Genomic DNA, 12,434 nt, shown 5'->3' with positions numbered 1-12,434 from the left:
CGCTCGCTCAGGCTGGGTTAAGGACCGTCTGAAAATGCTCATGTGCAGCAGCAGACTCCGCTTTTTTCGACGGTCCTCGCCTTGCCTGAGCGTCGCTCGTGACGCTTTCAAGATCTTTTGTTTAAGGAGGTTTTATGACGTTCTCCATCGTCGGTCACTGCGCCGAAACCGGTCAGCTGGGCATCGCCATCAGCTCTTCGAGCATTGCCGTGGGCGCCCGTTGTCCCTGGCTGCGCGCCGGGGTCGGTGCGGTAGCCACGCAGAACATTACCCTGCCGGCGCTTGGCCCGCAGATTCTCGACCTGCTGGATGCCGGTCAGGAACCCGCCGCCGCGCTGGAGCAAGCGCTGAGTAGCAATGGCTGGAGCCAGTACCGCCAGGTCGCGGTGATCGACAGCCAGGGGCGCAGCGCGCTGTTCAGCGGTACTCAGTCGCTGGGCATTAGCAACGCGCTGGCTGGCGAGCACTGCGTCGCCGCCGGCAATCTGCTGGCCGGGACTGAGGTCATCGCGGCCATGGTGGCAGCCTTCGAACAGGCCGAGGGCAGTTTGCCCGAGCGCCTGCTGGCCGCCATGCACGCCGCCGTGGCCGCGGGTGGCGAAGCCGGGCCGGTGCATTCGGCGGCGCTCTCGGTGGTCGGCGAGCTGATCTGGCCGATCGTCGACCTGCGGGTGGACTGGGCCGACGAAGACCCGCTCGGCCAGCTCGATCAGCTCTGGCAGGCCTACCGCCCGCAGATGCAGGACTACCTGACCCGCGCGCTCGACCCGACTGCCGCCCCCAGTTACGGCGTGCCGGGCAACGAGTAGGCAGTCGATCCGTAGGGTGGGTTGCACGCAGCGAGACCCATCAACTCTGTTGCTTCAGCCACAAGGAGTCCCCATGCCCACCAGCCGCGACCTGCTGGCCAAGTTGATTGCCTTCAACACCGTCAGCCGCGAGTCCAACCTGGCGCTGATCGAGTTTATCCACCACTACCTCAAGGGGCAGGGGGTGGCGTGCGAGCTGGATTACAACGCCGAGCGCAGCAAGGCCAACCTGTTCGCCACCATCGGTCCTGATGATCGTGGTGGCGTGGTGTTGTCCGGCCACACCGATGTGGTGCCGGTGGCCGGCCAGGCCTGGACGGTCGAGCCATTCCAGCTGACCGAGCGTGACGGCAAGTTGTACGGGCGCGGCAGCGCCGACATGAAGGGCTATATCGCCTGCGTGTTGGCCGCCGTGCCGCGCTTTCTCGCCCAGCCGCTGCGCGTGCCGCTGCACCTGGCCTTCTCCTACGACGAGGAAGTCGGTTGCCTCGGCGTGCGCTCCTTGCTGGCCGAACTCGAGCGGCGACCGCACAAGCCTATTGCCTGCATCATCGGCGAACCCACTGAGCTGAAGCCGGTACTCGGCCATAAGGGCAAACTGGCCATGCGCTGCCAGGTGCAGGGCGCCGCCTGTCATTCGGCCTATGCGCCCCAGGGGGTCAACGCCATCGAATATGCCGCGCGCCTGATCGGCAAGCTGGGCGAGATAGGCGAGCAGTTGGCGCGCGTGGAGCTGCACGACCCACGTTTCGATCCGCCATTCTCCACCGTGCAAACGGGCGTGATTCAGGGGGGCAGGGCGCTGAACATAGTCCCGGCCGAGTGCCAGTTCGACTTCGAGATCCGCGCCCTGCCGGACTTCGATGCTCAGCAGGTGGTCGAGCAGCTGGCCGGCTACGCCGAAAGCCAGCTATTGCCGGCGATGCGTGCGCGCAGCGCCGAGACTTCCATCGCCTTTCAGCCGTTGTCGGCCTATCCGGGCCTGGCCACCGACCCGCACAGTCAAGTGGCCGAGCTGCTGGCGCTGATCAGCGCTAGCCGCGAGTTCGGCACCGTGGCCTTCGGCACCGAGGGCGGCCTGTTCCACCAGGCTGGCATCCCCACCGTGGTCTGCGGCCCAGGCAGCATGGCGCAGGGGCACAAGCCCGACGAATTCGTTAGCGTCGAACAGCTGGATAGTTGCGACGCCATGCTCGTGCGCTTGGCAGGCTGGATGCTGAACCCAGTGTGAGTCACCCCGTGCCCGTCACATCAAGGCCAATACCGTCTACCCGACGATACGGGTCGCCACCGACGAGGGAGACTTCGCGGGGCTGTACTGGGTCGCACTGCAGCCGCCCTGAGTAATTGCTGAGACAAGCCGTCAGGCCTGATAAACGTGTGAGAGGTGAAGAGGACGCCCCAGTGCGTCCTCTTCTTGTTTGTCGCCGTTTTCAAGTGCGTCTGCCATGTCATTGTTCCTGAGCAGCGGAGCCCCAGGGTGCATGCAGCGCGATGCTCAGCAGCACGCGCTTGCCACGCATGATGGTCGAGACACTGTGATCGTACAGATCGGGCCGGAACAGGGTGACGCGATTAAAAATGGAGAAAATGACGCGATCTGTCTCGAAAACTCCACCTTCAATAGGTTTCATTACTACAAAATTGAGCTTGTAGTAGCTGCCGCTACCGATGGGGTCATTGTGGCGCATCACACGATGGCCTTCTGGGTAGGTGACCAGATTGACGGTCAGGCGTCGGGTGTTGAGCAAGCTACGGTTGATGACGCGGCCCATGCGGAGGTCTCCGAAAGAATCAATGAAGCGTATTAAATCGTATTTTGAACGATTGCTCAAAAACTATTTGAACGAACATTCAAATATCTTTAAGGTGATTGGCGTTCCACATCATTGGGCGGCCAAGTGGTTGCCAATACACACGAAATACGAGGTTGGTATGAATACGCAAGTCGTCACGCAGTACGCCATGATCGAAGGCCATCGGATCGCATATCAGGAAATGGGCGAAGGGCGTCCGGTGATCCTGATCCACGGTATCCCCACCAACAAACTGATGTGGCGAGACGTGATGCCGAGCCTGGCGGCGCAGCACCGAGTGATCGCGCCGGACATGCTCAATTATGGTGAGTCCGACATGCCACTGGATGCCGATGTCTCGATCAATGCCCAGTGCCGGATCATCATCAAGCTGATGGATGCGCTCGGCATTCCCAGCGCAGACATCGTCTCTCATGACATTGGTGGCGGAATCGGTCAGTTGATGGCGGTCAATCATCCGGAAAAAGTACTGCGTCAGGTGCTGATCGACAGCGTCTGCTTCGATTCCTGGCCGATTCCGGAATTCAAATCGCTGCTGGAACCTGGTGTCGAACAGGCCACGAGCGTCGAGACGTTCATCGGCATCATGCGCGACTTCATGCCCAAGGGTGTGCACAACCCGGCGGTAATGACCGAAGAGCTCAGCGAGATCTACGTAAAGCCGTGGAACAGTGCCGCGGGCAAGGCAGCGTTCTTCCGCAACATGCGCCGTCTCAACAAGGAGTACACCCAGGCGATTGCCGATGATCTCAAAAATGTCGAGCACGACACCCTGGTGCTGTGGGGCGACAAGGACAACTTCCAAAAGCCCGGGTATGCACCGATGCTTACCGAGGCCATCCCCGGTGCCAAGTTGGTCTGGGTCAAGGATGCCGGTCACTGGGTCACCGATGAACAGCCGGAAGAAGTCTCGCGCTTGATCGGGGAATTCCTGGCCCGCTAAGAGCCCCGTTCGTCAATCAAAGGGGGAGTGATTAACCATAAATTACTCCCCCTTTCAGTGAGCGAGGGCCGCACAAGCCATCGCCTGTATCATCGGCGAACCCACCAAGCTGAAGCCGGTGCTCGGCCACAAGGGCAAGCTGGCCACGCGCTGCCAGGTGCAGGGCGCCGCCTGTGACTCGGCTTATGCGCCTCGGGGGCAACGTCATCGAATACGCCGCGCACTTGGTTGGCAGTTGGGCGAGATAGGCGAGCAGTTGCCGCGCGTGGCGTTGCACGACCCACGCTCGATCCGCCGTCTCGACCGTGCAAACCGGAGTGATTCAGGGGGGCAGGGCGCTGAACATAGTCCCGGCCGAGTGCCTGTTCGACTTCGAGGTGCGCGCCCTGCCGGACTTCGATCGCACCGTTCGTACCCACTACTCCTCAACGCGACCCGTAGCGTCACGATCGCGCTGGTATCGTCTCGTGAGCGGAAACGGCGGCAACCAGGACTCGCGACGGACGATCCAGCTTTCGTAGGTTGGCATCAGTTGGTCAGGGGCATCCAGGGATCCTAGGTTCACTTCGATTTCGTCTGCGGTGCGGGCGAAAATGGACGAGCCGCAGCGGGGACAGAAAAACCGCCCGGCGTAGTCGCGGGTTTCGCCATCGATCGTCACCGCATCCTGAGGGAACACCGCGGAAGCGTGAAAAAGGGCCCCATGATGCTTGCGGCAGTCGAGGCAGTGACAAAGGCCGATCCGGTAAGGGAGTCCGGATGCCACAATTCGGACGTTGCCGCAGAGGCAACCACCCGTGAATCGGTCCATGCGGCGTCTCCTCTAAAATCAAGCAGTCGGAATATTTACAACGAACCCCGTTGGGCGTCCGCGATGCTCTACCCACTGGGCCACGACGGAGCTTTTGCGCGACGCTGCGGCGCTTGAGCATTTCCTTGATGGCTACCGCAAGGCCGGTCTTTCCGAGTGACGCGCCGGCGTGACCTCGCAAACGGCCATTCTCGGTGTTTGTGAAAATAGCAACTAAACGAGTGCAAAGGATCGGTTGCTGCCGAACAGGGTTGACTGACTTGCTCAGGGCGTGAAACGGACTTTCACTATTGGTCGCAGAGGAACATAGCGCGTTACTCAAGCTGAGCCCGGCTGCAAGGCCCTGGTTGCCGCTCCCGGCGCGAGATTAATCTTTCGCATTAGGTCACTTGCCGTCGTCCGTGCACAGCGCTTCGGCCTTCAGCCCGGATCGTCCAGAACACGCTGCCTAGTACTAACAAAATGCCGAGCATTTCCGCAGCGCTTGGTAGCGTCCAGGCCAGCAGATAGCTGTAGAACAGGGCGCAAAGGGTTTCGAAGATGATCAATTGACCGCCGATGGATACTGGCAAGCGTTGGGCCGATGCGTTCCACAGGGCGTTGGCTACCCAGGAGCCAGCAATGGCCATGAACAAGGCTGTAACCAAAAAGATGGAGAGGCGCCCGGAACTCAGGTCGGTTGGTAATAGCTGCGTTTGAGCCAGGATCACCACTACTGTCAGCAGCAGGGCCACGAAGCCGGTTGTTATGCCCAGCAGCGTTGACCATTCACGAGGGCTGAAGCGGCCTGTCTTGAGCTGATGGGCATTGCGTAGTGCAAACCATGACCATGACAGCACGCCGAGTCCTGCGTAAACGGCGCCCAGAACCTGCCGCATGCTGCCTTCGCCGCGAATGACCTGCATGACTGCGGGAAGGTTGATCCAGATGATGCCGGTGAAGATCAGCGCGAGCGAGGCCAGCATTGAGCGCAGGCTGGCCTGACTGAAGCGGCGGCCCATGAGCATCACTGCTACAGGAATCAGTCCATTGATAAGGGATGCAGTGGCGACGCCGGCATGCTGCACTGCCGCACTCAATAGAATGAAGTACACCAGGTTGCCAGTCAGTGCCAGCTCAAGCAGTAGGAGCTGATCCTGGCGAGTCAGGCGGGTAAGCAGCGCGCGCGCGTTGGGCAGCGCTACCAGGGTCGCAAACAACCCGTAGAGCAGAAACCGTACGCAACTGATCACCACTGGGTGAACGTCCGGGATCAGAGCGGGCGCGACGATCACGGCTCCCCATAGGGCTCCTGCCATGCCTCCATGGACTATTGCTGTTCTCATGTCGCTCTACCTCCTCAGTAAAGGCAGCGACCTTACGGTATAGTTCTGGGGTCTTGCAGCGACATTGCTGCATGCTGCTATTCCGTACAGGCATACCGATAGTCGAGAAAACTTAATGTCCGGACGCTTTCGCCATCTTCCTCCGCTCGATACGTTAATTGCTTTCGAGTCCGTTGCCCGCTTGGGCAGTTTCACCCGCGCCGCCGATGAACTCTGCGTGACTCAAAGCGCGGTCAGTAAACAAGTGCGCACACTCGAGCAGGCACTGGGCGTCGCCCTGTTCATGCGGGGTGCACGGGGCGTCGAGCTTTCAACGGCGGGCGTGCTCTACCAGCAGGAGGTCGTGCCAGCACTGCAACGCATCCATGTGACGGGGCAGCGGATTAGTGCAACTCACCATCCCAATACCGTCACCGTGCTGGCGACCCATGCCGTCTCGCAGTTTTGGCTATTTCCACGCCTGCTCAGTTTCAATGCCGTGCACCCGGAAATCACCATCCACATCCATGCCAGTAACGAGATCATGCCTTTCATGGTTCCCGACCATGATCTGGCGATTCTCTATGGTGGCGGTGACTGGCCGAGCCTGGAGGCGACAGCGCTTATCGCCGAAGTCATCTATCCGGTGGCTCGCCCTGGGATTGCAGGTAGCGCAGCGCAAACGCTCGAGGAACTGGCAGGACTGCCACTAATCCAGTTGGCTTCGGCATGGGACTGTATCGAGTGGCGTGACTGGTTTGCTCACTTTGATATTGCCTACCAGTCGCCTAAGTCCGATCCCACCTTCAACCAACTCACTCTGACTTACGCTGCGATTCAACAAGGTGGGGGGATTGGCCTCGTTTGGGACTTCATGGCGGCAGAGGCGATAAATAAGGGCGAATTGGTGCGCGTGACTGATTTTTTGGTTGAAACCGGACTTGCCGAGTTCGTCGTGCATGACCTCGTCCGGCCAATGTCCGCAGCCACAACGCTATTCAGGGATTGGTTGATAGAGGGCGCCACGAATCGTTGCATCCCATCCCCACGCTCAGAGGTTTAACGACTGGAGCACAAACTTGGAGCGGGCCAGAGTTAGAGCGCTGTGCGGCCGTTTGTAGGCGGTTTCTGCCCGTCACGACGGGTAGCAATGGGTCGACTACTGCCGGTCGCGACTGGCCGGAGTCGACCCAATATAGCTAGCCCGTCCGTCTTCCGTAAGGCTCGCTATGGCTGGCAGGTTGCTGTCAGCAAAGGCGGAACATGCACCCGAGGACTATGAATAAATCGACCCAGACGCGTGACGTTTGCCGCTTTAGCTTCGAGTTCACGGGTGCGCTTGCGTTCGATAATGAATACTCAAGGTTCACCGTCGTACCGGCTCGCCATGTTGCCAATTGAGCCATGCGCGTTCCTGCCAGTGTTAATCGTTTCTGACGCACCCTGCTCTAAACGCGCTCTCTCAGGCGAGCGAAGGCTTTACGCCAGGTGTCGCAGCGCTCCGCATCGCGCACGTCATAGAGGCTCATGGCGGACTCGAGGTCCACACTGAATTCATCCTCGTTGTCTTCTGCGAGCGCAGTCAGTCGCATCGTATACCAAGCCGTCACGCCGCCCGGAGGGGTTGTATCGAATTTCGGAAACGCCGGGTCGCCACCACCAACGCTCAACCAATCGCGCGCAAGATGCGGATTGAGCGCCATGGCACGGCCCACGCTCACCATGTCGACAGCGCCGCTCTCGACGGCGTCAACTGCTTGTTGCCGCGTCTTGAAGCCTCCGGTGGCCATGATTGGAATGGCGGTCGCCTGTTTCGCCCGGCGTGCAAAATCAAGGAAGTAGGGCCCGCTACCAGAGGTGCTATCGGAGCTTGCCGCAGCACCCGGAAAATAGGTTCCGCCGCTGATATCGATCAGGTCAATAGATGTCTGATCGAGGATGCGGACCACTTCCATAGCCTCGTCTTCGGTCAGTCCACCTTGCAGTTTATCGGTCGAGTTGATCTTGATAGCAATCGGGAACGAAGCGCCAACAGCCTGCCGAACCGCTTCTATCACCTCGTGAACGATGCGGAATCTCGCCTCGATTGATCCACCATATCCGTCTGTCCGGCGATTGAACAACGGAGACAAGAATTGGCTTAACAGAAACCCGTGTCCGGCATGAATTTGCACCCCACCAAATCCTGCGCCTTTGGCGATTGTCGCAGCCCTTGCGTAGATGCCCGGCAGCTCCCCAATGTCTTCGAGGGTCATGCCCGCGCATTGCAGCCCTTCAATGTCCAGCGAGGAGGGGCCTTTTGCTCGACTGATAGGCAAATGGGCAAGCGCTCCGGCGTGTCCGAGTTGCGGCCAAAGATGCGCACCCTCAGTCGATCCCCGACGCGCCAAGGATCGCAACGCCTTTTGATCTGTATTCGGTCCCAACACCAGATTTCCCGGTTTTTCGGGATAGCGCGGATCACCCTGCACCTCGCCAATCAGCGACAATGCTGCGCCACCTTCTGCCCAGCGCTCATAGAGCCGTGCCTGCGCTGCGGTAGCATTGCCTTTCCCGTCACCAAGGGAATCCGACATTGCCGACTTCATCAGTCGGTTTTTCAGAACCACACCACAGGGAAGCTCAAGCGGGCGGCCCAATACATTTTCCGGGCCTGAGAAATCATGCTTGGTCGTTGGCTGCGTCATCAGGCTTCTCCATCGTAATATTTCGTTTTTTGTGCGCGACATGCCGTTCGTGGCCAGGTGGCGTGATCAACGATCACGGCTTCAACAGTTCTTTCTCAACCTCATTGAGAAACGCTTGGATGTTGCCTTCATCGCGCCGGTAAAACGTCCACTGTCCATGACGCTCAGCAACCACCAACCCAGCCTGCTTCAGCACACCCATGTAGTTTGAGATCGTCGATTGCGACAACCCGGCCTTCTCTTGAATGTACCCAACACACACACCGTCCAAATCGGCATGCTCTGGCAGCGAGGGCGGAAAGTTCGACCGGTCTTTCAACCATTCAAGAATTCGGCGTCGCACAGGGTTGTTGAGGGCGGAAATCACGCTTTCAATATTCATAAATCAAGATATCTCGATATTTAGGCGAGAGTCAACCGCAGCATTTACTACTGCCTCCTCTCGGGTTTCGCCTGGATAGTGTCACAACCATAAGTGACGTCAGCTTTTGACACTTTTCGCAGAATTGATGTGATCCAGTTTCAGCCACATTGGGCTCCGGGCGGCTGTCTACCGCCGGGTAGGAGGGGCGCAATCTTCAGAACTACACCTCAGGCAGCGTGCTTGGTACGTCCTGGTTGAAAGTGCAGAACGCCGCAATCGGTAAGCAACAGCTTGAGTCTGCGACTCATCAGGTATTTCGCCATAGCCGGCGATCGTCGGCGAAAAGTCGCGCCGAGTTGGCCCGTCGTTGTCGGCCGTGAAGAAAAGGGGACGCCCATTAGCCGGTCGCAAGTCGAGGCTAAAAGCCAACTCTCCCTGCAGTTTCTGCAAAAGCCCTCACTCGCCAAGCGAGCCGGTCGCCTACCGATCACCTTGACGAAGTTTTCACACAGGCGCGTGCAAGGTAGTGCGCACCGCAGACAGTCCCCGCTGGCAACGAACGGGACCCGCGCAGCGGCCTATTTCTCTGGCTCTAGCTACGCTCGTCCTGAGCGACCAAGGTAAATGAACGATGAACAAACGGCAGTTCTTCGGCGTGTTGACGCTCCTCTGCGGCAGCAGCCTGACCTGGCAAACCCAAGCCGCCCCCCTGTTTTCCTGGGAACGTCTCAGCGATGCAAGCGTACGCGCAGCTCGCGAGCCGAGCACCTGGGCGCCCCTGGCGGCCGCCACGGTGATTGCCGGTGGTCATTGGGACAAGCAGTGGCAACGCTCGGCAAGCAAGCATCAATACGTGTTCGGCGAGGACGCCGAGGATATGAGCAACTCGCTGCTGGGCGCCAGCACCCTGTTCTATGGCGTCAGCATGCTGATGGCCGCTCCGCCCGACCAGGACCATGGCGAGGCCCTGGAGTGGAAGGCCAGCAACGTCGGCGTCCTGCTGGCCGACAAGGCCCTGGTGGATGGCATTGTCGGCGAATGGAAAACCCGCTCCGGGCGTGACCGACCGGATGGCGTGGCAGATGATTCATTTCCCTCCAAGCACAGTGCGACCACCGCCACCCAAACCACCCTGACCCGGCGCAACCTGGACTACATCGACATGAATCCTGGGATGCGCCAACTGGCTAAGGTCGGTCTCTACGGGATTGATGGCCTGACCGGCATTGCGCGCATCGAAGCGGATAAGCACTACCCGACCGACGTACTGGTCGGCATGGCGCTGGGGAACTTTCTCGCCAACCTTAGCTATAACCTGTTCCTCGAACAGCCTGCGTCCGAGTCATACAGCTTCTCCTTGCTCCCCACCCGCGAGGGTTTGACGCTTAGCAGCCAATTGCGCTTTTAACCGAACGGTTGCCGCAACGGGCATCTGCGCTAGGCGGGCGACAGGCCATGCTCACTCAGCCACGCCGGGTTGAACAAGCGGCGCATGTAGAGCCCGCCACGGTCGCACAGCAAGGTCACCACCGTATGCCCGGGGCCCAGTTCGTGCGCGACCCGCACGGCGGCGACCAGATTGATGCCGGAGGATCCGCCGAGGAACAAGCCTTCCTCACGTAACAGGCGATAGACCATGCTCACGCAGCTCTGGTCATCGACCTGCACCGCACCGTCGATCGGCGTGCCCTCCAAATTGGCGGTTATCCGAGTGGTGCCGATGCCTTCGGTGATGGAGCTGCCCTCAGCCTGCAGCTCACCGCTCAGCACCCAGTGATAAAGCGCGCTGCCCATGGGGTCGGCGAGGATGATACGCACTTTGGGATTACGCTCTTTGAGGTAGCGCGCGACGCCGGCCAGGGTGCCACCGGTGCCCGTGGCGCAGACAAAGGCGTCCACCTGGCCCAGGGTGTCGTGCCAGATTTCCGGCCCAGTGCTGGTGTAATGAGCCTGGCGGTTGGCCAGGTTGTCGAACTGGTTGGCCCAGATCGCACCGGGCAGTTTGTGGGCCAGGCGGCCGGCGATCTTCTGATAGTTGTCCGGGTCCCGGTAAGGTTTCGGCGGTACCGGGCGCACCTCGGCACCGAGCACGCGCAGCAATTCCAGTTTCTCCTGGGATTGGTTGTCGGGAATCACGATGATGCAACGGTAACCGCGCGTGGCGCAGATGTGCGCGAGACTGATGCCGGTGTTGCCGGCCGTCCCCTCGACCACGATGCCGCCGGGGCGGAGTGCGCCACGCTTCTCGGCGTCGAGCACGATGAACAGGGCGGCGCGGTCTTTCACCGAACCGCCGGGGTTGAGGAATTCGGCCTTGCCGAGAATCTCGCAACCGGTCTCGCGGCTGAGCCGCTCAAGGCGGATCAACGGGGTGTTGCCGATGCTGCCGATAAAACCTTCACGGATGTCCATGCCGCACCTCCATCAGGCGCACGGGGAAATGCCGTTTTCACTGATTCAGTCTAGCGCCTGAGCGGCGAATGGCACGCCGCCACGCCTGCACACGGGTGTTTTCAGTCGCGCCGCCCCGGCCTCATTTGTAACCTAGGTGAGAACAGACGGCAGTGACCAACATCTTGCTACGGCCACGGCCAACGTTCTCCTTTCGTGCGAAATAGCCGATGGAGTTCTCTTTGGCCGCAGCCACTGGCGAACGACCGGATGCCCTGGCTGATATCCGGCTGCTGGTTGCTCGGCATCCCACTGGCAATCACCGGACAGTCCTGGCCGGTGCCGGCCACGCTGCTGAGCGGGCTGCAGCTTTATCTGTGACAACAGCTGCGCCAACGCCAGCAGTTACAGCGCCTGCGGCGAGGCCTGCAACAGCGAGGTAGCACGGATAACCATTGGTTCCCACCCTATGCGAACTTGAGCGCTATGTAGGGTGGAAAGCCGCGGAGCGTTTTTCACAGGGTCTAATCCAAGTACCTCGCTGTACAGGCCGCGCGGGTATCCGCAGACGTAGGACCGGCTAATGGATGCCCCCTTTCACGCGCTGGTTTCTGCATTGACATTTAAAACGATCGGTCTAATATGGCGCCATGACTATCGCCAAACCGCAGGCCCGTCGTGGCCGCCCGCCAAAAATCGAACGAGAGCACGCCGACACACGCGAGGTGCTGCTGCGTTGCGGCATGGAAATACTGACCGAACAGGGCTTTGCAGCCACGGGTATCGACGCCGTCCTCAAGCGGGTCAGCGTCCCCAAGGGCTCGTTCTATCACTACTTCGATAGTAAGGAAGCCTTCGGGCAGGCGGTGTTGCGACGCTACGCAGATTATTTTGCCCGCAAACTGGATCGCTGGCTGCTGAATGAGACGGAACTCCCCCTCCAGCGCCTGCGCAATTTTGTCGAGGACGCCAAGACGGGCATGGCCAAGCACCAGTTCCGCCGAGGCTGTCTGGTCGGGAATCTCGGCCAGGAGATCATTGTCCTGCCCGAGAGCTTTCGCAATGAGTTGGAGGAGGTCCTGCTCGACTGGCAGAGGCGTCTGGCTACCTGCTTGCGCCAGGCAGTCAGTCAGAGGCAGATAAACGTAGACAGTGATTGCGAAGCCCTCGCCGCCTATTTCTGGATCGGTTGGGAAGGGGCAGTACTGCGCGCCAGGCTGGTACAGGATGTGCGGCCGCTGGATGTATTCATGAATGGTTTTCTCGCCGGCATTACACGGTGATTTTTCTTCGATAATTAATAGACGA

At 59.9% G+C, this 12,434-nt stretch carries 12 protein-coding genes and 1 pseudogene; 7 read left to right on the top strand and 6 right to left on the bottom strand.

The window, feature by feature from the left end:
- Window positions 1-134 precede the first annotated feature (134 nt).
- On the top strand, window positions 135-809 hold the full coding sequence (locus VCJ09_RS14145) for a DUF1028 domain-containing protein (protein ID WP_324730806.1): 675 nt from the start codon (window positions 135-137) through the stop codon (window positions 807-809).
- Window positions 810-882: 73 nt separating this feature from the next.
- Entirely contained in the window at window positions 883-2,040 is a 1,158-nt protein-coding gene (argE, locus tag VCJ09_RS14140; RefSeq protein WP_324730805.1) for an acetylornithine deacetylase, read from the top strand.
- A 220-nt stretch (window positions 2,041-2,260) separates the two neighbouring features.
- Here the strand turns inward: argE and VCJ09_RS14135 are convergent, their stop codons facing one another.
- A complete protein-coding gene (locus VCJ09_RS14135; protein WP_324730804.1) occupies window positions 2,261-2,584 on the bottom strand; it encodes a 2OG-Fe(II) oxygenase in 324 nt (107 codons plus the stop codon).
- Window positions 2,585-2,744: 160 nt separating this feature from the next.
- Here VCJ09_RS14135 and VCJ09_RS14130 point away from each other — a divergent pair, with 160 nt between their 5' ends.
- Both VCJ09_RS14130 and VCJ09_RS14125 read left to right on the top strand, forming a co-directional pair.
- Window positions 2,745-3,569, top strand: coding sequence for an alpha/beta fold hydrolase (locus VCJ09_RS14130; RefSeq protein WP_324730803.1), 825 nt, complete (start codon window positions 2,745-2,747; stop codon window positions 3,567-3,569).
- A 59-nt stretch (window positions 3,570-3,628) separates the two neighbouring features.
- Window positions 3,629-3,970, top strand: a pseudogene (locus tag VCJ09_RS14125) (peptidase dimerization domain-containing protein); the annotation flags it as partial.
- A 17-nt stretch (window positions 3,971-3,987) separates the two neighbouring features.
- Here VCJ09_RS14125 and VCJ09_RS14120 read toward each other — a convergent pair.
- Both VCJ09_RS14120 and VCJ09_RS14115 read right to left on the bottom strand, forming a co-directional pair.
- A complete protein-coding gene (locus VCJ09_RS14120) occupies window positions 3,988-4,380 on the bottom strand; it encodes a GFA family protein (protein WP_324730802.1) in 393 nt (130 codons plus the stop codon).
- A gap of 380 nt (window positions 4,381-4,760) precedes the next feature.
- Window positions 4,761-5,678 carry a DMT family transporter gene (locus tag VCJ09_RS14115; protein WP_324734668.1) on the bottom strand — a complete coding sequence of 306 codons (918 nt, stop codon included), beginning with the start codon at window positions 5,676-5,678 and terminating at the stop codon, window positions 4,761-4,763.
- 142 nt (window positions 5,679-5,820) lie between these two features.
- On the opposite strand from VCJ09_RS14115, the gene VCJ09_RS14110 reads away from it, so the two are divergent.
- Entirely contained in the window at window positions 5,821-6,747 is a 927-nt protein-coding gene (locus VCJ09_RS14110) for a LysR substrate-binding domain-containing protein (protein WP_324730801.1), read from the top strand.
- 385 nt (window positions 6,748-7,132) lie between these two features.
- Here the strand turns inward: VCJ09_RS14110 and VCJ09_RS14105 are convergent, their stop codons facing one another.
- Together VCJ09_RS14105 and VCJ09_RS14100 are read right to left on the bottom strand one after the other, a co-directional pair.
- The gene (locus VCJ09_RS14105; protein ID WP_324730800.1) at window positions 7,133-8,371 is read right to left on the bottom strand and encodes an NADH:flavin oxidoreductase/NADH oxidase family protein; all 1,239 of its coding nucleotides are present in this window, start codon (window positions 8,369-8,371) and stop codon (window positions 7,133-7,135) included.
- Window positions 8,372-8,444: 73 nt separating this feature from the next.
- Window positions 8,445-8,753, bottom strand: coding sequence for an ArsR/SmtB family transcription factor (locus VCJ09_RS14100; RefSeq protein WP_324730799.1), 309 nt, complete (start codon window positions 8,751-8,753; stop codon window positions 8,445-8,447).
- Between the two features lie 613 nt (window positions 8,754-9,366).
- On the opposite strand from VCJ09_RS14100, the gene VCJ09_RS14095 reads away from it, so the two are divergent.
- The gene (locus VCJ09_RS14095; protein WP_324730798.1) at window positions 9,367-10,143 is read left to right on the top strand and encodes a phosphatase PAP2 family protein; all 777 of its coding nucleotides are present in this window, start codon (window positions 9,367-9,369) and stop codon (window positions 10,141-10,143) included.
- A 29-nt stretch (window positions 10,144-10,172) separates the two neighbouring features.
- Here VCJ09_RS14095 and VCJ09_RS14090 read toward each other — a convergent pair whose 3' ends face one another.
- Window positions 10,173-11,147, bottom strand: coding sequence for a cysteine synthase A (locus tag VCJ09_RS14090; protein ID WP_324730797.1), 975 nt, complete (start codon window positions 11,145-11,147; stop codon window positions 10,173-10,175).
- A gap of 629 nt (window positions 11,148-11,776) precedes the next feature.
- Between VCJ09_RS14090 and acuR the strand changes: the two genes are divergently transcribed.
- Entirely contained in the window at window positions 11,777-12,409 is a 633-nt protein-coding gene (acuR, locus tag VCJ09_RS14085) for an acrylate utilization transcriptional regulator AcuR (protein WP_324730796.1), read from the top strand.
- The last annotated feature ends 25 nt before the right edge of the window (window positions 12,410-12,434 follow it).

Source organism: Pseudomonas paeninsulae (assembly GCF_035621475.1).
Taxonomy (GTDB): domain Bacteria; phylum Pseudomonadota; class Gammaproteobacteria; order Pseudomonadales; family Pseudomonadaceae; genus Aquipseudomonas; species Aquipseudomonas paeninsulae.
Note: the sequence above shows the minus strand (reverse complement) of the source record. Positions and strands in the feature narration are given on the sequence as shown.

Bases quoted from the DNA above. Each gene is read 5' to 3' on its own strand.
- VCJ09_RS14095 (WP_324730798.1), top strand. From the start codon at position 9,367: ATGAACAAACGGCAGTTCTTCGGCGTGTTGACGCTCCTCTGCGGCAGC.
- acuR (WP_324730796.1), top strand. From the start codon at position 11,777: ATGACTATCGCCAAACCGCAGGCCCGTCGTGGCCGCCCGCCAAAAATC.
- VCJ09_RS14100 (WP_324730799.1), bottom strand. From the start codon at position 8,753: ATGAATATTGAAAGCGTGATTTCCGCCCTCAACAACCCTGTGCGACGC.
- VCJ09_RS14130 (WP_324730803.1), top strand. From the start codon at position 2,745: ATGAATACGCAAGTCGTCACGCAGTACGCCATGATCGAAGGCCATCGG.
- VCJ09_RS14120 (WP_324730802.1), bottom strand. From the start codon at position 4,380: ATGGACCGATTCACGGGTGGTTGCCTCTGCGGCAACGTCCGAATTGTG.
- argE (WP_324730805.1), top strand. From the start codon at position 883: ATGCCCACCAGCCGCGACCTGCTGGCCAAGTTGATTGCCTTCAACACC.
- VCJ09_RS14105 (WP_324730800.1), bottom strand. From the start codon at position 8,371: ATGACGCAGCCAACGACCAAGCATGATTTCTCAGGCCCGGAAAATGTA.
- VCJ09_RS14135 (WP_324730804.1), bottom strand. From the start codon at position 2,584: ATGGGCCGCGTCATCAACCGTAGCTTGCTCAACACCCGACGCCTGACC.
- VCJ09_RS14090 (WP_324730797.1), bottom strand. From the start codon at position 11,147: ATGGACATCCGTGAAGGTTTTATCGGCAGCATCGGCAACACCCCGTTG.
- VCJ09_RS14115 (WP_324734668.1), bottom strand. From the start codon at position 5,678: ATGGCAGGAGCCCTATGGGGAGCCGTGATCGTCGCGCCCGCTCTGATC.
- VCJ09_RS14110 (WP_324730801.1), top strand. From the start codon at position 5,821: ATGTCCGGACGCTTTCGCCATCTTCCTCCGCTCGATACGTTAATTGCT.
- VCJ09_RS14145 (WP_324730806.1), top strand. From the start codon at position 135: ATGACGTTCTCCATCGTCGGTCACTGCGCCGAAACCGGTCAGCTGGGC.